The following is an 18751-nucleotide window of genomic DNA, read 5'->3' as shown; positions in this document are numbered from 1 at the left end:
TTTATTTTCTTCCGAAATCAGCTGGAATTTCTCCCCAAGCTTGAGTTTCCCATTTTAGAATTTTGTTTTCTATATCATTTGTTTCTAACCATTTTACAGCTCTTTCAAGTAATTCAAATGATTTTTCATTTTGCTCACATTTTTCAAGATTAGTTCTATGTGTTTTGTCTCTTACCCAACCCATAGCAATTTTACTATCGGTATAAATTGGTCTTTTGTCATTTGTTTTTTTCATATGAGCAAGCGTGTGTACCAAACCTAAAAATTCCCCAATATTATTTGTCGATTCATAAAGTGGTCCATAATGAAATATTTTCTCTTTTGTTTTAGTGTCAACACATTGATACTCTACAATTCCTGGACTTCCACTACAAGCTGCATCTACTGAAACAGTCTCCAAATTTGGTTCTCCAATTAATGCAAGCTGTTCTTTTGATAGTGTGCTTTCAAATATCGTTTTACCTTTGTATTCGTCATAGTTTTCAGAATATGCTTTTTTAGCAAGTTCAAGTGTTTTAAACGATTTGTATTCCGCTCCTTTAAATCCGTGAATTGAGTTTTTACACTCTTCCCAAGATTCTAAAATTCCTGTTTTAAAACCTTTCCATACTACATAATATTTTTTCTTTTTCTTACTCACGTTATTTTGGGGTCAACTTGCTGCCAACGTCAGTCCGTCTAATAACCGACTGCAATTTTATATATTTCTACTAAAATACAGTTTTTTCTATTAGTTGGCAGCTAAGATTCTATATTTTGAATTTTGTTTGTAAGCTTCTTCTAAACCTGTTAGAATAGCTTTAATAAGCCTAATTAAAGACCAGCGAGCTTGAACAAGAAGTGTATTCGTATTTCTAATGATATTCCAAATTCTTTTTAAGTTATAGGCAATAAACATAAACCCTACATCTGCACTAGCGCGTTGCATCGTTTTTTTAGTCATGATATGATCAAAACTCCACTGACGTTTTATGGTTCCGTAAGGATGCTCTACAATGGCTTGGCGTTTTTTATAAGCATCAGGATTTTGCAATACACTCTTTGCGTTGGCTTCAATATATTTATGGAATTCACTGCGTTGTACTACTTTTCCATTTGCTTTAGACGTTGTGCATAATGCTCTTGCGGGGCAAGCTTTACATTTGTTTGTTTTGTATTGTTTGAAACGATAATTACGCCCTTTATAAGTGCTGCCATTACTTTTAAGTATGTTTCCTTGTGGGCAAGTATAGGTGTCGTGTTCTTTATTATATTTAAAATGTTCTGAGTTATAGTTAGGATCTGGAGCTTGCGATGCTCTTCCTATTCCAGGGATAGCAACAAGGGTTTTAATACCTAGTTTATTAGCAGTTTTAAATTCACTTCCCGTATGATATCCTTTGTCATAGAGCGCCGTAAAGGTGTTCGTTCCTAAAATAGTTTTAGCTCTCTGTAACATCTGTCCCATAGCCTTGGAGTCGTTTTTATTGGTAACCAAGTAGTCGAACGGAATATTGTGATCTGCGTCTACAGTAGATTGTACACAGTAAGCAACTTCAGTAATATTGTTACGCACAATTAAATGTTTGCTATCGGGATCAGAGGTAGAAATTTGTGGTTCTCCCGAAGCCTTCAACTGTGCATTTAGTTTTTCGTATTCTTTTCTGCGACCTTGATGCTTATCAATATCTTTCTTAATTTCCTCTTTTTCATTTTCACTATCACTTTGTTCAAGAGCTTTGTTGTATTGTTCTAATTTATTGTCAATATAATCTATGTGACGCTGTATTTTCTTCTTATTAAAATTGTTTTTCTTACTATTCTGAGCTCTAAACTTAGTACTGTCTCCAGCAATAAGTGTAGCGCCTATAAGCCCAAAATTACGTGCCATTTGCACGGTAGCAAAGAACACTTTTTTAATAGCCTTTGCATTATCTTTTCTGAAATTGCTGATGGTGTTGTGATCTGGAGCTAGCGATTCAAGCAGCCACATGACTTCAATGTTACGCCTGCATTCTTTTTCTAATTGTCTTGAAGAACGAATACGGTTCATGTATCCATAGATGTAAAGTTTGAGAAGAACAGCTGGGTTATAGGTCGGAGGACCATTTTCGGTAAAGTTTGAACGGAATCCTAGTTCTGCAAGGTTAAGTGAATCTACAAATTGATCTATAGACCTTACGCTGTTCTCATATTCTATAGAATCATCAAGAGAAACAGGAAAAAGGCAGGTCTGTTTTCGGTCTTTTCCAGGTATGAATTTCATAACTAAAAGATACAAAAATCACCTGGAAATTACTTGAGAACTTCTAAAAAATGTAACTAAAAAAGCAATAGTTATTAGACAGTCTGACGGGTTTGTATATGAAAAGTAGCGGATTTTAAGCACTAATTTTTCAGCTTGACAATGACCTTTAATTTATTCATTTACTTTTGTTTAAGCGATTAAACCGCTATTTTTTATATACGTCTTAAGTTAGCATTTTAATAAAAACACTAAATTAAGATCTATAAATTAGAAAGAACAAAAGAGAGGAATAAGGTTATTATATACGGAGAGACTAGAGATCTCGTCAACATTGAAAATCCCCTCTCTTTTACTACCCAGATTTCGTACAGTTCTATGAGGCTTTTAGACCTCGATTTTAAGTCGTTGAAACTCGCGTAGTCGTCCTTTCAAAAATCATTTTCTTATGAATAAAGATATTAAATATTTTGGAATTGATATTAGCCATTTAGTTTTTGATGTGACAGATTCAGATGGCAATTACTACCAATTTAAAAACACAATTTCTGGCTTTAAAAAATTTACAAAACTCTTAGATTTGGATAGTCATTGTGTTATGGAAGCCACGGGATACTACCACTATCAATTGGCCTATTATTTACTTGAATCTGGGGTACAAGTTTCTGTAGAAAATCCTTTAGCTGTCAAACGTTTTATCCAAATGAAGTTGTCTAAGGTCAAGACGGATAAAAGTGACTCTAAACTTATTTGTGAATATGCAAAACAAGTAGAATTAAAGCTTTGGGAAGGTCAATCCAAACATCAAACAGAATGTCTTCAAATGACCAGACTCCTTGCTGTATATACAAAACAGAGCACTATGCTTAAAAATAAATTACACGGAGAGGCTGTTTTAGGAAACCCTAGCAAAGCAGTTGTAAGTTCTATAAAGCGGAGTTTAAAACACGTACAAAAAGAGATAGAAATCTTGGAGAATAAGCTATTGGTGTTAGTAAAAGAAGTTCACCAAGATGTATTAACTCGCTTAAAAAGTATACCAGGGATTGGAAATAAAACAGCATTGATGCTTGTGGTTCTTACCGATGGATTTGAGCGCTTTACAAGTGGTAGTGAACTCTGTAGCTATGCCGGCTTGACTCCTGTGGTTAGAAAGAGCGGTAGCAGTGTAAATGGACGCAGTAGAATAAGTAAAATAGGAAATCAAAAGCTTCGTAATTTATTATTTATGTGCAGTTTTAATGCCTGTAAATACAACAAAGCATGCAGAGATATTTATGAACGAATTGTAGCAAAAGGGAAGAGTAAAAACTGGCTTTAATTGCTGTGTGTAATAAGCTTCTAAAACAGGCTTTTGCCATCGCCAAATCAGGTTTAATATATGATGATTCTTATAGAAGTACTTTAGTGAAAAGTTAATGCTTTTTTACTTGTTTTTTACCACAGTACTTTGTTGGCAACTGGTTTTTTTCATAAATTAATCTTTTTCCACAAGATTCGATTGAACCAATTCCTCTTTGAAAACACTCTGACAATAATTCAAGGTCATTCGTGTATTCCATTGCTTTTTCGAGTAATTCTTTTTCTTTGTCTGTCCAACTTTCGTATGCCCTAAAGTGTCTTACTCTTGAGTTAATTATATATTCAGATAAATCTTCCGTTTTTAAAATTCCGATTTCGTTTATTTTGCTTTTTAGTTGGTCAATTGCTTTTTCTGTCAGATTGTTAAATTTCTCTTTTTGAAAAAAGTCAATATCTTTCCAAGGTTGTGGTTTCCTTTCTTTTTTTACTTTTCCGTGAAGTGAAAAACCGTTTTCAATTAAATAATGTTTGAAAAATTTATGTAAATCTTGTTTAGTGTAGTAACCAAAATATTTTCCATATAGTTCATTTGAGTTTAGAATAGGAAATTCAAATTCCTTTGATTTTAAAAAGAAATGAGTTAAGCGACTGTAAGTCGGATTATATTCAACACTCTGAAACAATTTAATAGCTTTGTCAGCTTCTTCTGCACTAATATTTAATTCAGAAGGTTGATTTTCATTTTCTGTTGATTGATTAATTCTTTCCAATTCGGAAATTGCTTTTTCTAATGCTCTTATTACATCTCTTTCATTTAAAACACTATCACTTTCAATTAATTCGCCAGTTTGAGGTGAACATCCTGAAGCCAATGCTTCTAAAATTTCTATTGTTCTGTCAATTTTCATAATGCTGCTCTTAACTTGTTGCCAACGGTCTCGTATAACCGTCAGTTACGGGTTAATATGCGTTAATTTTCGGTTTAGCACTGACTTTAGCAATTCCGAGTGGATTCGGACATAGTCGAATCCGCCGTAATTGCGGTTATACATTGTTGTACGCAGTGATTTCATTCAATTGTGTCTTTTACATAAATAGTTTTCTCAAAATACACTTTTGCGGTAATACTATCAAATTCTTTTTCCTTAAATGGTCCATAAGAGTATTCTTCCATATATCCTCTCAAAAGTTTTTTTCCTGGATTTTTAAACCAAGCTCCAAAAATTGCCACGTGTCCATATCTTTCTGGGTCAATATTAGTAAACCATTTTTGATTAATACTGTCAGTTTCTAAGTTTTCAAAATGGTCAGTTCTAATGAGGCTATCGTTTGGAAAAGGTGAATTGAAATTTTCACTTTCGCTGTGTAAAAAAACTCTGATTTGAGAATCATAATCTCTTATTCGGCGAGAATTACAATAAACCACTCCACGAATTGGTTCATTCAAGTAGATAGTGTCTTTGTTAAAATTGAAAACATTGTAGTCAGTTGCTCGTGTTCCTAAAGTGTCATTGATAAATTCCTTTTGTTTAAAAATGGAATCTTGGTCTCTCCAAGCTAGTGTATCTCCTTTTTTATTGAGAAACCAAGCTCTATTAATTCTTGAATGTTCGTCTATCACAAACCATTCTCTAATTTCCCTTAACTTTCCATCATTGGAATATAAGTTCCAAATTCCAAATGGTTTCCGTTTTTTTTGATTTTCCCTTTCTTAAAAATTTTCCCGTTTCTGTAGAATTTGTAAAGGCTATCGTGATTCTCAAATTCAACTATTTTCTTGAAAGTCAAATTACTGTTTTCAGAATAAAATTCCAGTTTTTCATTCGGTTTGGTTTCCGATGATTTTTCTTTACAAGCTATAATTGTAAAAGTTAGAAAGAATATTATAAGTAGGTTTTTCATCATTGCGTACAACGGTTTTGTGTATGATTAGTGGCGTGTTTAAGCACCTAATTTAGCAAATAAAAACCGAATAGAAAATCCGCGAGGATTTTCGTAAGTAGGCGAGAACCAGCCATTAATTATACACGTTGTTGCCAGTAGTTTTTATTCCTTTCCGCTTGAATCTAACACTTTAGTTTCAATTCCATATATTTCAAAAACTACTTTTGCTTTATTTCTTGTTCGTTTGTCATTACATATAAAATAATCACAGTAACTTGAAAAATGACTATGGCTTGAATCCCAAAGTCTAGCGTAATTAGATTTTTCATTGAATTTGTCTTTCCAATAACCAACCATATCTAACATTTCAAAAATTCCTGCGAACCGATTATGTAGTCCCATTTCTTTGCCTTGAGGATGAAGTTCAACTGCTTTCTCAATCATTCCAACAAGAGAAAATCCTCCCATTAAGTCACTTTTCGAGTTGATTTGTTCAATAACTTCTTTAGGCGAATAATTATTAATTCGGATTGGGTCTATATTCAGTTGTTTTCTAAATTCCGCTTTTTGTTCTTCATTTACTGTGCTCATCATTCCTTTCATCATATTTCTTGCGAATGGAACATCATTAATTGTGTTATAAACTACGTTAGGTTTTTCTTTTAATTTATGAACTTTATTTGAAGGTAATTCTTGAAAAAGATAGTTGTTGTTTGTTACAGAACTTATTGTTTGAAAACGCTTTATAAGTCTATTATTCAGTTCGCTTTTTGTTTTAGCAGTCATTTCATTCGCTTCTTGAAGATGCGATGCTGAATAGAAAAAATCAGTTATATTTTGGTCAATATTTTTCAACAAGTTGTTAATCGACAATGAATTCTGTTCAATGTCAACGAAAATATTATTATCTAAATATGCTGTTTTTTTCAAATTCTGCTGTTTTTTCAAATTACTGGCAACGGTTTTGTGTAAGCGTCAGTAACGGAAAAATACGCGAGTATTTTCCGTTGACACAAACAAGATAGCAAAAAGGCGAGAATTTTCTACAGAAAATTCCGCCGTTATTGCGCTTACACGTTGTTGTGGCTAGTACTTTATCTATTCAATTTATATTTTTCGTTCTGTTTGATTAAAATATTCTTGTTTTTTAAATCCTCTAAATGAGCCTTTAATTGCACTTCTGGAATTTCGACTTTTCCTTTCGATACAAGCTGTTCTTGAGTAAATTCATTATTGCTAAACAAATGAGAAATAATTAAAATCAGATTTGATTGAATTTCAATTACTGTGCTATAATGAAATTGTTCCGGAACGATTCCGAAAGTTTTATCTAACTTTTTCATTCGATAAAACTTTACGTCAGGGTTTTTAGATTTGAAAAGCGAGCAAATCATTTCGATATCACTAGAATTTGTTTTAAGGCCGAAATAAATTGCTTTTAGCGAACGAATAGGATAGAAGTAACTTTTGTTAGATTCTTGATGAAAAATTCTCATTTCTTCTTCGTGTTTCCAATCTATGGACTTAAAAGAGAGTAATTTTTTGATTGACTCTGGAATTACTACATTAGACTAGACACTAAGTTGAGAGAATTTGTTTTCTAGTTATTAATTTAGCAATTATGAGAAGTAAACCGAAACATTACACATTAGAGTTTAAGCAAAAGGCAGTAGAATTAAGTTATGCCAAAGACAATGTAAAGCAAGTCTGTGAAGACTTGGACATATTTCCATCTGTGCTTTATCGTTGGCGTAAAGAGTTAAAAGATTACGGTAAAAACAGTTTTCCTGGTCGGGGTAAGCCTAAAATGACAGATGAAGAGAAAGAGATAGATCGTTTAAAAAAGGCTTTAAAAGAAGCCGAATTAGAGCGTGATATCTTAAAAAAGGCGATTGGCATCTTCTCCGTGAGCGACAAGAAAAATACAGGTTTATAAAACAACACCTATTAAAATTTCCTGTTGAGGCGATGTGCAAAGTATTAAAGGTAAGCAAAAGCGGTTATTATCACTGGTTACAATCAGGACCAAGTAAGTTGTGGATAGAAAACCAAAAGATAAGCTCGCTTGTTAGAAGCATATTTGAGAAGAGTTTTCAAAGCTATGGTTCTCCAAGGATAAAATCAGAATTGGAGGCATTAGGCTATAAGGTGTCTAAACCTAGAGTAGCCCGTATTATGAGCGCTAATTATTTGTTTGCTAAACGAAAACGTAAATTTAAAACAACCACAGATAGTAATCATAATTATCCAATAGCTCCTAATTTGCTTAACCAATGCTTTGATGTTAATCGAGAAAAACAAGTTTGGGTAAGTGACCTCACTTATATTCAAACCAAACAAGGTTGGCTGTATCTTACGGTTATTATCGATTTATTTAATAGAAAAGTGGTTGGATGGTCTTTAAGCAAAGATCTTACTACAGATAACACTATTGTAAGAGCTTGGAACATGGCTATTAAAAACACAACCTTGCAAGAACCTCTAATTTTTCATTCTGATAGAGGTGTACAATATGCAAGCCAAAAGTTTACCTCTATTATTAAAAGCTATGAAGGGTTAGTCAAGCAATCTATGAGTCGCAAAGGAAACTGTTGGGATAACGCTGTGGCAGAATCCTTTTTTAAATCATTAAAAGTAGAATGGGTATATAGACACAACTATAAACTAAGGTCCGAAGCTGAGTTATCTATCTTCGAATGGATAGAAACATGGTATAATAATAGACGAAGACATTCCTTTTTAGGAAACAGAAGTATTAGAGAATTTGAATTAGATATGTATAATCATGAACTAGCAGCATAGTCATTCAACTAATTGTCCAGTTTTTTGTTGCAAGTCCACTCTGCATTATCCTCTTCCTCAAATAATAAGTCAGAATTCACATCAGGGATTTCAGTTTGATATTCTACATCAAATGCCTTTGAAAAAGGTTCGTATTCTGTATCAAATTCCAGACAAATACCTTGATGACTATCAGCATAATGAGACCACATTAAAAGGTTATCGTTATTTCTTGAAAAACAACAAACACCAATCTTTGCAAATTTCTCTTGTCGAATATTAAAAAGTGTTTCGAGAATAGTATTTTGAAGTCTTGACTTAACGGTCATAAAAAACCGACTAATATTCTCAAGGAAGTCATTTTCTGTTTCCTCTACATTTTTGAGTTGATTTAAAAAATCAGTCTTATTATGAAATAATTGATTTTCATTGGTTTTATCGAAATCGAAGATATAATCAATATGTTCTTCGCAGAAGTTGTAGAATTCTTTCTTTGAAATAGTTTTATCTAGAATTCCGATTAAATGCTTTTTATTGAATGTACGTTTGTTTGATTTGCAGTAAAGTTCAATGAATTTGGAATTACCTATTTCAGTTATTCTGGCTGGGTGAAAAGTATCAAAAGGGTCATTGAAATTTAACGGACTGTTGAAATAAATCTGTCCGTTCTGAAGATTTCGCAAAGAATATGAATTTATTGGTGTGTATTTAAACATTTTAAATAGAAATCACTTTTTTTGGTATTAGCCACAACGGTAAAGTGTATGATTTCGTTGCGTGTTTAGGCACTAAAGTTAGCAAATAATCACGGATAGAAAATTCCAGCGGAATTTTCGTAAGTAAGCCTTTACTAGTAATGAATTATACACAATGTTAGGCACAGTACTTTATTTTACACGTTTATAAATTCCATAATTAGAAAATTCAGATTCATAAATTTCATTTTTTGGAATTAGATAATAAGTTCGAATGCAAACTACTGGACTATTTTCAATTTTTTCAGTCAGTTCATTAGTTCCTTTTTTGTATTTAAATTTAGTAGCATTGTCTTTAAAAAGTTCGCTAATTTCTAAACGAAATATTTTTCCATTGTCATCTGCAATTATCTTAATATTCCCTTTTTGAAAAGAAACATTGGTAGTGTCTTTTTTATTATTCCCAAATTTTTTCTCAATACCGTAGAAATAAATACTGTCTTTCACTTCCTTAAATTCTGAAAACTTATATTCATTTAAAAGGCAAGTAGCATTCGAATATCCAGAATATTTCTCATAATAGTCTATTTCAATATCAATTCCAGATTCTTTGATTTTTTTACTATCAATAATATTTAATGAAATACTGTCATTGTTTACTGGTTTTTTAATCCGATTGCTTTTATTTTTCTTTTGTTCGGAAGTGATGTTAGATAATAAATCGGCAATTTTCTCGCAGAATTGACTTTAAATTGTTTAGTAGAATCCATTATAACATATCCTGCGCTATGTGAATCTAATCCACCCCAAGCATCGAATTCATAGATAACGTTTGAAGAATCTTCTATTTTTTGTTCGTAAAGTGTTACGTCCCAATCTCCAAATCCACAACCATAAAGTTGGATTATTAGACAGAGATAAAAGATTTTAGCGATGTTTTTCAATTTGCAGAAGGATTTTCGTATTGTGCCTAACTCCTTTTATCCGCACTAAATCTCACAATATCTAGAGAAGATAAAGAGATATCGTTCATTTAATCTCTAAATATATTACTTTCTTGTAAGAAATATTACGGCTTACCGTAAAAACAAACCGTTTTATAAATTAACCTTGCTTAGTGAAGTTGCTCAGAACACTTCATTTTAAATTTTAATTCTTGCAATATTCCACACCCCAAAACAAAAAAACCGCTGTTGGACTTCCTATATTAGACTGGACGTAAAGATGAGAGAATATGTTAGTTAGTTTTTATCTTAGCCCCATTTTTGCATTATTTTACTGTTCTCTTTGCATTTTGTGCATTTTGATTGCATTTTGAAACACCCTTAAATAATTGAATATATGTGTTTTACAAATAAAAATGTGGATAATGAGGATAATGCAGTTATAGTAATATTCTTAGGATTTTAAACGTAGCAGCTCAAAAAATAAAGATTGAAAAATAGGAATGGTAGAATATACATTGCCCCTTTTGTTGCCCCATAAAATAAAAAACCCTTACAAACACTGTGCTTATAAGGGTTTTAAAGTACTCAAGGTGGGAGCAAGTTAAATGATTCAACTTGAAACACTATGATATAAAATTTTAACACAAAACCTTATAATCAAAAGTAACACATTACATTACTTTCAAAAAATATCATCATTCCATTTCAAATAATTTCATTTTTGTGTGCAAATTGTGTGCAAATTGTTTTACCTTAGACATGTTGAATACTAAAATATGTCCACAGTCACTTTTTCTTATCGCTCCGATAAGCCAAAAGCCTTTTTAGAGGCTCGCTTGTCATTTAGAATCCCAGGAAAGAACCTATCTAAGTCTGGAAAAGAAATGCCATTCTCATTTTATAAGCGTTCCAGAATTGAAGTCACTAAAGAATTTTGGAATGAACTCAAGAAGAATACAAACTTCAAGGATGAGGAAAAGATAAATCTTCGAAAAGAAATTAACGATCATATTTATGATTTACAGAAGCACGTCCTTGAAGAATTAGACAAGGTCAATCTTTCTGATGTGAACAAAGAATGGTTCAAAAACACGATTGAAACCTTCTATGTTAAACCAAAAGAGATTAAAATACCTGAAAAAGTATCTGAATACATAGATTTCTATTTAACAACCAGAGAACACGAATTAACAGAAGCTCACAAAGGTCGCTACAATGTCGTTAAAAACAAATTACTAAGGTATAATCCTAATTTGATGATAAAACACGTTAACGAAGACTTTAATAAACTTTTCGTTTCCTGGTGTAATCAAGAAAATTATTCACAGAACACCATTCACAGGGATTTAAAATACGTAAAAACCATAGTGAAGCACGCCCGTATGAAAGGACTAGAAATCAATCCCGAATTCGAAACTATAAACCTCAAAAAAGAAAAAGCACCCAAAATATTTTTAAGTTTCAAAGAGCTGGAAGCAATTCAAGAACTAGCGGATCTACCAAACTACTTAAACAATGCTCGCGACTGGCTTTTAATTTCATGTTATACAGGTCAGAGAATAAGCGATTTCATGAGGTTTAACAAATCAATGCTGAGATTTGAAAGCGGTGTACCTCTTTTAGAATTCACCCAAATTAAGACCGACAAGAATATGTCCATCCCCGTACTTCCAGAAGTAAGGGCAATACTTGACAAGCGCTCTGGAGAATTTCCAACCCCAATAAGTGATCAGAAATACAACCAATACATTAAAGACGTATGCAAGAGAGCTGAAATTAACGAAATGATCAAAGGACGTATCACCAAAAACATTTCAGAGGATGAGCACCAAACAATCATGAGAAAGGTTGAAGGCTCCTACCCTAAATACAAACTAATAACAAGCCACATCGGGAGGCGTTCCTTCGCTACAAACTATTATGGAAAATTACCAACGACTTTTTTAATTGGTATAACTGGTCATTCTGCTGAAAAAATGTTCCTCGAATACATTGGTAAAGGACAAAAAGACCTGGCATTTGATGCCTACGAATATTTTCTAAAAATGAATCAAAAATAAATAACAATAATGAAAACAACAAAAGCAATAAGGCACAAGTTATCCAACGAAAGAGAGAGAATATCCCAGTTTTTCGAACTCAACAAGAATAAAGAGGGAGTTCCAATTGAGATTACTATCGATATTTCAATTCAAGAAATATTTGAGTTATCAAACAACCCTACATTTTCAGATAGTCAAAAACAGTATTACAAGAAGAAAATTAAAGACTACTACAAAGGCCAAGAAATGTTTGGCGAAAACAGGGTTCTTCCAATAATTAACCAGTCCGGTGCAATAACAATGTGGATCGATTAACGTAAAATATAAAAAACATGAAAACAACTATTGAAAATCTTTTAGACAAAGCAAACATAACCCTTAACACTGGGGAAGTAGTATCATTACAGCAGTACACAAAATCATGCTCAGAGTATCTTATTAATCGATTAAATGAGTTTGATGATCAATACAGTAACCTTTTAAAAGAAACCCTGATTTCTAATTTAGGTAAAAAATGGTCTGTAGTTAGAAAAGCGATCATTGATATGGAATCTAAAATAAACTTTAATGAGATCGAGTACGAACACGATTTAAGCATGGCAATGATGTATGAAGATATTATCCATCCAGCGACTGATCAAGATGAAGAAATTATGAAATGGCTTGATCAGCAACAATTAAACTAATGAAGCAAGAAATTAAAATACTCGACTTAGTCCAAGATGTAAAAAATCTATTTAAAGAGGATATCCCTAAGACTTTCTACTGGGATTATATTGATCAATTTAAAGAGCACTTGAAGGCGATTAGATCAAGTTGTAATCATGAACGATCAGAAAGGATATTTAATGATTATAAAAGACAAATTGATAGTTATCTCTCGAATAAATGGAATGAAAAATTAATTGATCGTTTTTGGGAAACGGAAATGATAGCAACTACCCTTCAGCAATACCATTTAAGGAATACAGATGAACTCCTTACTTATTTTTATGATTCTTTACGAAGTGAGCTTAACAAGATCCCATGCGATTCAGATACCTTGTTACGGCTTGAGGAATATTTTGTTGAGCTTTACGTCAAAAATACTTTGGATGAGCAGTATGGTTTGATTGATGAATTCCAGAGAATTCCAGAGGTTGAAACAAGTGATTCTGGCATTACAAGCAGCACACCTCAAATTCCGAAACATGATGATATATTTGCTAATAACGGCTATGTCCTTTGGGAGCACTTATTTGAAAATAATATAAAATACTACCTAGAAAAACCTAATCAAAGAGGGTTTCAAACTGTTGTAAGCTACTATTATCAACGTCTATGTTTTTCAGATCCTAAATATATCATCTCGACACAACCTGAATTCATAAATTTCCTTATAAGGAAATATGGTGTAGAAGTTTCTCAAATCAAATCTTTAGATAAATCTGATAGCATTGAAAGGGAAAATAACCTATCAAAGGCGTTAGAATGGTTTCATAAAAAGCATAAAGCCTAAAAATAGGCTAAATTCGGCCTTGCTGTAGGCCAAACACAATACTTCCTTTGTTCTAGAAATCAAAATCTAGGACACATGAGCCATCAAATAATTTTACAAGGGATAACAGCCAGTGATCTGGTCGACATTATTGAAGAGAGGCTAACAAAGCGCTTAAACAATCTTAATTTAAACCATGAGCAAGAGCCCGACCCTCTAAAAAACTTCATCGAAAAGAAAGAAGCCCGAGAACTCCTTGGGGTTTCTAATCCCACCCTATACCGCTGGGAAAATAAAGGCAAACTAAAAAGTTATGCTATTGGTGGTAAGCGATACTACAAACGTTCAGACATTGAGAGTGCTATTACAGCCGTAAACAAGTAATGCTATGAGATTAAAGAAACCCCATAGCACTAATAGTAACAATCGTCTTAATCAAGTAAATGACAAGCGTAAAGATACGCTTTCCCATTCACAAATCAACAGGGTTTTTCAGGCATTTTTCAATGCACCAAAGACCATGCTAATGGTTAGTAGGGAAACAGGGATCTACCGAGCGAGTATTTGTAGATATGTGGCAGAATTGCGCTTTGAGGATAAAATTATGGTGGTTAAAAATGGGCTTTGTAAGATCTCAAAACATGAGGCTAATTACTATACAACCAATCCTGATTTATTTACGGAATCAATATTGAATTAAAATGAACGGATACGCACTTTCCAGAGAATGGTTTGACTGGTGTTTTGAGAATCCAGGTAAAGCAAAGACATCACATTATGCAGTATATTTTTGGATGATAGAGTTATGCAATCGTTTAGGATGGAAAGAAAAATTCAGGCTTCCAACTCTACATTCTATGGAAGCCTCTGGAATTAGCTCAAAGAACACTTATTACAAGGCATTTCATGACTTAGCAGATTGGGGTTTCATAGATATTATTGAAAAGGCTACAAACCAAAACACACCTAATTTAATCAGAATAAACGGTGTATCAAAAAATGCGTCAGCGAGTAAGTCAGCGAGTAAGTCAGCGAGTAAGTCACCACTTGATTCGGCAATTATACAGCAAGAATACAGCGGAGGTAATATAAATAAACCATTTAACCATTTAACCAATAAACCTAAAACAAAGAGAGAGAAGTTCACGCCCCCAGAGCTTTATGAAGTTGAACAATTTATAATGGATAAGAATTACCAAACCGTTAATCCAAAGAAATTTTGGAATCATTATGAAAGTAACGGATGGATGGTAGGTAAAAATAAAATGAAAGATTGGAAAGCTGCAGTTAGAAAATGGAACGCAACCGATAATAATAACCCAAATAACAATCAAAATAACAATCAAAATGACAAGAAAAATCAACAAGAGCCTAGAGTTAACGGACAAACATTTACCAGCGCTACAAAAAACAGCATTGGATTTGGTTAATAGACCATTTGGAAGCAAAGAAATTTGCGAATACCGGGAGCCAGAAACACAATTACGAAACCTTGATCCAGACACGAGAAAAGCTGGGCTAGGCTATATCTTTTCTCGTGTAGCTATTTTATCAGGCTTTAAAGGTGAAATTCCAGAGATCAACAAAGAGGATATTACAGATTTACTATTGACTAGGTTCAAAACAATTAGCTTAAACGAATTAAGTTTTGCTTTTAAGATTGACAGACACGGATATCATGGCGACCCTACACCCCATTTTCAATTATTTAATGCGGAATACGTGACCAAAGTGCTCAACAGGTACTTAAAATATAAAGAGCTCTTTAAAAACAGGCCTAATCAATTTTAAACCAAGTATAAATGGAAACACACGATTACTTTATCAGTAAGCTACCAAATGAATTTACCAGAAAGGATTTACTAAAACTGGTAATAAAAGAAGGGTACAGCATCAGCACAGCAAACACCGTTATAGAATACGGCATTATTACAGAGTCTATAAAACGAATTGCCTTAGGCAAATACCAAAAACCACAATAAATCATGAAAATTAAAAACAAATTAGAGTTCGATTGCACAGGAGACGAATTAACTTTTCCAACAGTTGATATCAATGACGTTCCAGAAGTGGGTGACGAAATTTGGGTTAACGAAAAACAGAACCTAACAGGGGAAGCGCTAATGCCGGATCTAAGATTGATTAAGTATGAAAACGGGATTATTACCTCCATAGAACAACTAGATCCCACAAGTTCTAAACTCATTCATTTCCCAATTAAGCCAGAGACAACATTAAGGTGTTCAAAAGGCAACAAAATTGAAATTTTTGCTATGAAGGACTCCGCGTATAAAGTAAACAACAAGGTCCTGGTAAACGGCAAAGGAAACATCTTAGGGAATTTTAAGGTTGGTAATATTCTAATGCTTATCAACAAAGGCACAATTACCTACATAAGCGTACCTAAGTCATCAAAGACCAATTCCAGATTCACTTTTAAAAGAAAATAGATGTTAACGACGTAAATGAGAAACAATGGCTTTTAATGAAGAGTTAGACATAGATAGAATTAGGGTTAAAATTCTAACCCTGGCTAAAGAAGATAACGATTTAAACGATCTGCAATTAGCTGAAATAACACGATATGTTCTTTCAATGAAGTTTTTCTGGAGGTACTTCGATTTGCTAAAAGTAACCGATGTTAAAGACATTATTTCAGGAGTCAATAATTATAACTCAGTAGTTAATGGTGCGAATATGTAATTGTTAACTACATAAAACAAAATCTAAATTAAATACTATGGCACAAAAAGACAGGAACAATATTACACAAGCGATCGAAGGTAATGTTCGCGACAACAACAATAAGGAAATCACCGCTGAGATGATTAGAAGTGTTCTTGCTGATTTCAGGGATTCTTATTTCAACCTTATTGATGATTATCTAGCAAACTTAAAGTATGACAATCAATACACTTTAGCCGAGATATTGGCGCAATCAGCAAACGTACCTCCATTGTGGGGTTCTTCAGATTTCTTTGACCCAGGATCTACAGATGGTAATATTGTTGAGTATAACGATAACGGTAACGGTACTGGAATAGTTCAGAGCATGAGTTATTTAAGTTTAGGAGGTCCAGATTGCGAAATAACTCTTAACTTATCTAAGTCAATTTCTAACAAGAAACTAGTTGTTAGTTATTTTACTGATAACACAAATTTAAATAGTCATAATGATTTTTGTGCGCCAATTATTAGAGTAGTTCACTCCCAAGCCGTAAAGATTGGTATTCGTGAAATAGCAGGAGCTGTTAATAAATTGCGAATAGAACTGTTTGCATTCACAGTAGATAAAGGAAATTAATCAATAAAATTTTATAAAAATGAACACAAAAACAGAATTTACACCAATCTTTTTATATCGAGAAGAAGAGCGAATTACAGCCACAAACAAATTATATCAAGAATGGTTAGTTTACATTCAAAAAGGGCTTGACGTTACAAAAGAGTTGTTTGATGAGCCTCTTACAGATGAACAGCTAACAAATATTATGTCCGGAGGTTGGAAAGCTGTTGAGGGCCTCATGAGAGAAAAGTTAAATTTTCCAAATGCAAAAATAGAGACCCTACTGGATCTTAACGGAAAGGATGGAACCAATGCAAAATTAGCCCTTAACCATGTAGTAAATAGAAGTAAGACTATAAATGCCAGCATTTCTTCAGGTAATGTTATCATGAGTGAAGACGTTCAAAAGATGATTGAACAAGAATATACTTATTATACTAAATCAATCCAACAGAATGAATTATTGGAAGATGCAAAACAATTAAGCGACTTAATGAATAAATTAATTGGGAACAAAATCATTGCTAACATTGATGTTTATCAAACTTGTTTTAGGCTAAAAATAGTTGAAAGTAAAAATACTGGAAATGAAAACCATGAAGTTGTACCAAATCTAAAAAACATTAGGATAATGAAGTAAAATATAGTTTTTGTGTCATTTTTGAGACAAAAAAATTTGTTAATTGGATTAAATAGAAAGCGGGTGTAAGGCAATTTACATCCGCTTTTGCATAAAATGGCATTTCTAATGCCATAAATTATGAACCTAACGCAATTCTCACTTATATTAAATTATTAACAGTTAACACTCCTTGAGCCCTTTAAACATGCTGCTTTTTTAATTTCCTTTTCAATAAATTTCTATTATAACCAGAACTCTTTATGGTATTTTATGACCTATAGGAATTGAATGAGGTTTTTTTGACATAGAAAAAAGTAATATATTACATTACTAATTTACTTCTAAAGAAGATTTTATGGGTTTTGTAATAACCTTACTTGTATTAGTCGGGGCAGCTCTAATTTATGGATGGGTGAAGCTCATAAATGCTATTTTTAATCCTATAATTAAACGCCTAGAGATTAAAAAACAACGCCTTTCCAAAGCTGACAATCCTTATATCCAAATGCACCGATTGAAGTTTGAAAACGATGCCATGTATGACGAATACATTGAATGGTTAGACAAAAATGGCGGGGATATTCCTTTTGAAAAATGGAAAACCAGTCTGGATCGAAAAGCTGATAGGGATATCAATAAACATTTAAAGATGTGATTCAGAAAGATACTCGGAATTACTCGGGTTAAAATTGACCGAAATTGACCGAATTGAAAATTATGTTTCTCTAAAAATTACTGAGAATTACTGGGATTATAATTGTCAAGTATTGTTAAGGTTAACATTATTCTTTTTGTATATTGCTATGACATACTACACGCGGGAGTTTAGTATTCAACAAATAAGAAAAGAGAGGCTGACATACCTCTCTTTTTTTTCTTTGTGTGCAAAACGTGTTCATTTTTTGCGACAAAAAAACCGTAACACTTTATAAATAAAGCAATTACGATTTTAAAAAGTACTCAAGGTGGGAATCGAACCCACACTCCCGAAAGAACTGGATTTTGAATCCAGCGCGTCTACCAATTCCGCCACTTGAGCATTTATATTATTTTGGTATATTATTTACAATCTCTAATCTGTCTTAGCTTCTCTTTACCAATTCCAGATTTCCAATATTTTTCTCTTTTCCTAGCTTCCATTCTTTCTACGTCCAAAGACTCCGTGAAAATCAATTCAAAAGGCCTATAAGGTTTGGTTGTTTTTTCTCTTCCGCTATTATGTCTTTCAACTCGAGCTTCCAAATTTTCAGTCATACCAACATAAATATAATTTCTATGAATACTTGATATGGCGTAAATATAAAACATATTATTAAGAACTTACCACTTTTAACGCGCCTGCCTGTCGGCAGACAGGTCTACCAATCCTGCTTACGGCAGGTTAACCCACCACTTGAGCATTACTTAGAATTTTCATTCCGAGAGAGCACAAAAATAATTCATTTTTATTTAAACTTCCTAAAAAATTCAGCATATAATTCTATCCAAGTA

26 protein-coding genes, 1 tRNA gene and 1 pseudogene are annotated in these 18751 nt (G+C 32.8%); 16 read left to right on the top strand and 12 right to left on the bottom strand.

Annotated features, from left to right (window positions below; all coding sequences use genetic code 11):
• Position 1: 1 nt before the first annotated feature.
• Together A9D35_RS12155 and A9D35_RS12150 are read right to left on the bottom strand one after the other, a co-directional pair.
• The gene (locus A9D35_RS12155; RefSeq protein WP_066223393.1) at positions 2 to 640 is read right to left on the bottom strand and encodes a ribonuclease H1 domain-containing protein; all 639 of its coding nucleotides are present in this window, start codon (positions 638 to 640) and stop codon (positions 2 to 4) included.
• Positions 641 to 730: 90 nt separating this feature from the next.
• The gene (locus tag A9D35_RS12150) at positions 731 to 2245 is read right to left on the bottom strand and encodes an IS1182 family transposase (RefSeq protein ID WP_066223392.1); all 1515 of its coding nucleotides are present in this window, start codon (positions 2243 to 2245) and stop codon (positions 731 to 733) included.
• Positions 2246 to 2672: 427 nt separating this feature from the next.
• Between A9D35_RS12150 and A9D35_RS12145 the strand changes: the two are divergent.
• A pseudogene (locus tag A9D35_RS12145) lies at positions 2673 to 3643 on the top strand (IS110 family RNA-guided transposase).
• Here the strand turns inward: A9D35_RS12145 and A9D35_RS12140 are convergent.
• The 5 genes from A9D35_RS12140 to A9D35_RS18570 form a co-directional block, all read right to left on the bottom strand.
• Positions 3640 to 4434 carry a hypothetical protein gene (locus A9D35_RS12140; protein ID WP_066223391.1) on the bottom strand — a complete coding sequence of 265 codons (795 nt, stop codon included), beginning with the start codon at positions 4432 to 4434 and terminating at the stop codon, positions 3640 to 3642. The pseudogene A9D35_RS12145 and the gene A9D35_RS12140 sit on opposite strands and share 4 nt — an antisense overlap.
• A 161-nt stretch (positions 4435 to 4595) precedes the next feature.
• A complete protein-coding gene (locus A9D35_RS12135; protein ID WP_066223390.1) occupies positions 4596 to 5147 on the bottom strand; it encodes a hypothetical protein in 552 nt (183 codons plus the stop codon).
• A gap of 20 nt (positions 5148 to 5167) precedes the next feature.
• Positions 5168 to 5431: a hypothetical protein gene (locus A9D35_RS12130; RefSeq protein ID WP_066223388.1), complete on the bottom strand. Its 264-nt coding sequence runs from the start codon at positions 5429 to 5431 to the stop codon at positions 5168 to 5170.
• A gap of 141 nt (positions 5432 to 5572) precedes the next feature.
• The gene (locus A9D35_RS12125; protein ID WP_141675531.1) at positions 5573 to 6340 is read right to left on the bottom strand and encodes a hypothetical protein; all 768 of its coding nucleotides are present in this window, start codon (positions 6338 to 6340) and stop codon (positions 5573 to 5575) included.
• 164 nt (positions 6341 to 6504) lie between these two features.
• A complete protein-coding gene (locus A9D35_RS18570; protein ID WP_141675530.1) occupies positions 6505 to 6753 on the bottom strand; it encodes a hypothetical protein in 249 nt (82 codons plus the stop codon).
• Positions 6754 to 7031: 278 nt separating this feature from the next.
• Between A9D35_RS18570 and A9D35_RS12110 the strand changes: the two genes are divergently transcribed.
• A protein-coding gene (locus A9D35_RS12110) for an IS3 family transposase (RefSeq protein ID WP_141675471.1) occupies positions 7032 to 8212 on the top strand; the annotation gives its coding sequence in 2 pieces (ribosomal slippage) (positions 7032 to 7287 and positions 7287 to 8212; 1182 coding nt in all).
• Between the two features lie 8 nt (positions 8213 to 8220).
• Here the strand turns inward: A9D35_RS12110 and A9D35_RS12105 are convergent.
• From A9D35_RS12105 to A9D35_RS12095, 3 genes are all read right to left on the bottom strand, one after another.
• A complete protein-coding gene (locus tag A9D35_RS12105; protein ID WP_159427057.1) occupies positions 8221 to 8874 on the bottom strand; it encodes a DUF2971 domain-containing protein in 654 nt (217 codons plus the stop codon).
• A gap of 204 nt (positions 8875 to 9078) precedes the next feature.
• The gene (locus A9D35_RS12100; protein ID WP_066223380.1) at positions 9079 to 9393 is read right to left on the bottom strand and encodes a hypothetical protein; all 315 of its coding nucleotides are present in this window, start codon (positions 9391 to 9393) and stop codon (positions 9079 to 9081) included.
• Between the two features lie 149 nt (positions 9394 to 9542).
• Positions 9543 to 9830, bottom strand: a complete 288-nt coding sequence (locus tag A9D35_RS12095; RefSeq protein ID WP_066223378.1) for a hypothetical protein — start codon at positions 9828 to 9830, stop codon at positions 9543 to 9545.
• 779 nt (positions 9831 to 10609) lie between these two features.
• On the opposite strand from A9D35_RS12095, the gene A9D35_RS12090 reads away from it, so the two are divergent.
• From A9D35_RS12090 to A9D35_RS12025, 14 genes are all read left to right on the top strand, one after another.
• Positions 10610 to 11893, top strand: coding sequence for a phage integrase SAM-like domain-containing protein (locus tag A9D35_RS12090; protein ID WP_066223376.1), 1284 nt, complete (start codon positions 10610 to 10612; stop codon positions 11891 to 11893).
• Positions 11894 to 11902: 9 nt separating this feature from the next.
• Complete coding sequence (locus tag A9D35_RS12085; RefSeq protein ID WP_066223374.1) at positions 11903 to 12190, top strand: hypothetical protein; 288 nt, start codon at positions 11903 to 11905, stop codon at positions 12188 to 12190.
• A 17-nt stretch (positions 12191 to 12207) separates the two neighbouring features.
• A complete protein-coding gene (locus A9D35_RS12080; RefSeq protein WP_066223372.1) occupies positions 12208 to 12561 on the top strand; it encodes a hypothetical protein in 354 nt (117 codons plus the stop codon).
• Positions 12561 to 13373: a hypothetical protein gene (locus tag A9D35_RS12075; RefSeq protein WP_066223369.1), complete on the top strand. Its 813-nt coding sequence runs from the start codon at positions 12561 to 12563 to the stop codon at positions 13371 to 13373. The genes A9D35_RS12080 and A9D35_RS12075 overlap by 1 nt, the downstream gene beginning before the upstream one ends.
• 75 nt (positions 13374 to 13448) lie before the next feature.
• The gene (locus A9D35_RS12070) at positions 13449 to 13736 is read left to right on the top strand and encodes a helix-turn-helix domain-containing protein (RefSeq protein ID WP_066223367.1); all 288 of its coding nucleotides are present in this window, start codon (positions 13449 to 13451) and stop codon (positions 13734 to 13736) included.
• A 4-nt stretch (positions 13737 to 13740) separates the two neighbouring features.
• Positions 13741 to 14052, top strand: a complete 312-nt coding sequence (locus A9D35_RS12065) for a hypothetical protein (protein WP_066223365.1) — start codon at positions 13741 to 13743, stop codon at positions 14050 to 14052.
• Between the two features lies 1 nt (position 14053).
• The gene (locus A9D35_RS12060; RefSeq protein WP_066223363.1) at positions 14054 to 14782 is read left to right on the top strand and encodes a hypothetical protein; all 729 of its coding nucleotides are present in this window, start codon (positions 14054 to 14056) and stop codon (positions 14780 to 14782) included.
• Positions 14775 to 15143 (top strand): hypothetical protein, encoded by a 369-nt coding sequence (locus tag A9D35_RS12055; RefSeq protein WP_159427056.1) that lies wholly within the window; start codon positions 14775 to 14777, stop codon positions 15141 to 15143. The genes A9D35_RS12060 and A9D35_RS12055 overlap by 8 nt, the downstream gene beginning before the upstream one ends.
• Positions 15144 to 15154: 11 nt before the next feature.
• Positions 15155 to 15334 carry a hypothetical protein gene (locus A9D35_RS12050; protein ID WP_066223361.1) on the top strand — a complete coding sequence of 60 codons (180 nt, stop codon included), beginning with the start codon at positions 15155 to 15157 and terminating at the stop codon, positions 15332 to 15334.
• Between the two features lie 3 nt (positions 15335 to 15337).
• The gene (locus A9D35_RS12045) at positions 15338 to 15802 is read left to right on the top strand and encodes a hypothetical protein (protein ID WP_066223359.1); all 465 of its coding nucleotides are present in this window, start codon (positions 15338 to 15340) and stop codon (positions 15800 to 15802) included.
• 25 nt (positions 15803 to 15827) lie between these two features.
• Positions 15828 to 16055: a hypothetical protein gene (locus A9D35_RS12040; protein ID WP_066223358.1), complete on the top strand. Its 228-nt coding sequence runs from the start codon at positions 15828 to 15830 to the stop codon at positions 16053 to 16055.
• Positions 16056 to 16092: 37 nt separating this feature from the next.
• Complete coding sequence (locus A9D35_RS12035) at positions 16093 to 16656, top strand: hypothetical protein (RefSeq protein ID WP_066223356.1); 564 nt, start codon at positions 16093 to 16095, stop codon at positions 16654 to 16656.
• Between the two features lie 19 nt (positions 16657 to 16675).
• Positions 16676 to 17278 (top strand): hypothetical protein, encoded by a 603-nt coding sequence (locus A9D35_RS12030; protein WP_066223355.1) that lies wholly within the window; start codon positions 16676 to 16678, stop codon positions 17276 to 17278.
• A 337-nt stretch (positions 17279 to 17615) separates the two neighbouring features.
• Positions 17616 to 17915: a hypothetical protein gene (locus A9D35_RS12025; RefSeq protein WP_066223354.1), complete on the top strand. Its 300-nt coding sequence runs from the start codon at positions 17616 to 17618 to the stop codon at positions 17913 to 17915.
• Positions 17916 to 18217: 302 nt separating this feature from the next.
• Here the strand turns inward: A9D35_RS12025 and A9D35_RS12020 are convergent.
• Both A9D35_RS12020 and A9D35_RS12015 read right to left on the bottom strand, forming a co-directional pair.
• Positions 18218 to 18299 (bottom strand) — tRNA-Leu (locus A9D35_RS12020).
• 20 nt (positions 18300 to 18319) lie between these two features.
• Positions 18320 to 18568 (bottom strand): GIY-YIG nuclease family protein, encoded by a 249-nt coding sequence (locus A9D35_RS12015; protein ID WP_066223351.1) that lies wholly within the window; start codon positions 18566 to 18568, stop codon positions 18320 to 18322.
• Positions 18569 to 18751 lie beyond the last annotated feature (183 nt).

The sequence above is a fragment of the Formosa haliotis genome, from assembly GCF_001685485.1.
In the GTDB taxonomy this organism is placed as follows: Bacteria; Bacteroidota; Bacteroidia; order Flavobacteriales; family Flavobacteriaceae; genus Formosa; species Formosa haliotis.
Note: the sequence above shows the minus strand (reverse complement) of the source record. Positions and strands in the feature narration are given on the sequence as shown.

Coding starts and splice junctions, on each gene's coding strand:
- A9D35_RS12150 (WP_066223392.1), bottom strand. CDS start 2,245: ATGAAATTCATACCTGGAAAAGACCGAAAACAGACCTGCCTTTTTCCT.
- A9D35_RS12140 (WP_066223391.1), bottom strand. CDS start 4,434: ATGAAAATTGACAGAACAATAGAAATTTTAGAAGCATTGGCTTCAGGA.
- A9D35_RS12130 (WP_066223388.1), bottom strand. CDS start 5,431: ATGATGAAAAACCTACTTATAATATTCTTTCTAACTTTTACAATTATA.
- A9D35_RS18570 (WP_141675530.1), bottom strand. CDS start 6,753: ATGAAAAAGTTAGATAAAACTTTCGGAATCGTTCCGGAACAATTTCAT.
- A9D35_RS12090 (WP_066223376.1), top strand. CDS start 10,610: ATGTCCACAGTCACTTTTTCTTATCGCTCCGATAAGCCAAAAGCCTTT.
- A9D35_RS12085 (WP_066223374.1), top strand. CDS start 11,903: ATGAAAACAACAAAAGCAATAAGGCACAAGTTATCCAACGAAAGAGAG.
- A9D35_RS12080 (WP_066223372.1), top strand. CDS start 12,208: ATGAAAACAACTATTGAAAATCTTTTAGACAAAGCAAACATAACCCTT.
- A9D35_RS12075 (WP_066223369.1), top strand. CDS start 12,561: ATGAAGCAAGAAATTAAAATACTCGACTTAGTCCAAGATGTAAAAAAT.
- A9D35_RS12070 (WP_066223367.1), top strand. CDS start 13,449: ATGAGCCATCAAATAATTTTACAAGGGATAACAGCCAGTGATCTGGTC.
- A9D35_RS12065 (WP_066223365.1), top strand. CDS start 13,741: ATGAGATTAAAGAAACCCCATAGCACTAATAGTAACAATCGTCTTAAT.
- A9D35_RS12060 (WP_066223363.1), top strand. CDS start 14,054: ATGAACGGATACGCACTTTCCAGAGAATGGTTTGACTGGTGTTTTGAG.
- A9D35_RS12050 (WP_066223361.1), top strand. CDS start 15,155: ATGGAAACACACGATTACTTTATCAGTAAGCTACCAAATGAATTTACC.
- A9D35_RS12045 (WP_066223359.1), top strand. CDS start 15,338: ATGAAAATTAAAAACAAATTAGAGTTCGATTGCACAGGAGACGAATTA.
- A9D35_RS12040 (WP_066223358.1), top strand. CDS start 15,828: ATGGCTTTTAATGAAGAGTTAGACATAGATAGAATTAGGGTTAAAATT.
- A9D35_RS12035 (WP_066223356.1), top strand. CDS start 16,093: ATGGCACAAAAAGACAGGAACAATATTACACAAGCGATCGAAGGTAAT.
- A9D35_RS12030 (WP_066223355.1), top strand. CDS start 16,676: ATGAACACAAAAACAGAATTTACACCAATCTTTTTATATCGAGAAGAA.
- A9D35_RS12025 (WP_066223354.1), top strand. CDS start 17,616: ATGGGTTTTGTAATAACCTTACTTGTATTAGTCGGGGCAGCTCTAATT.
- A9D35_RS12015 (WP_066223351.1), bottom strand. CDS start 18,568: ATGTTTTATATTTACGCCATATCAAGTATTCATAGAAATTATATTTAT.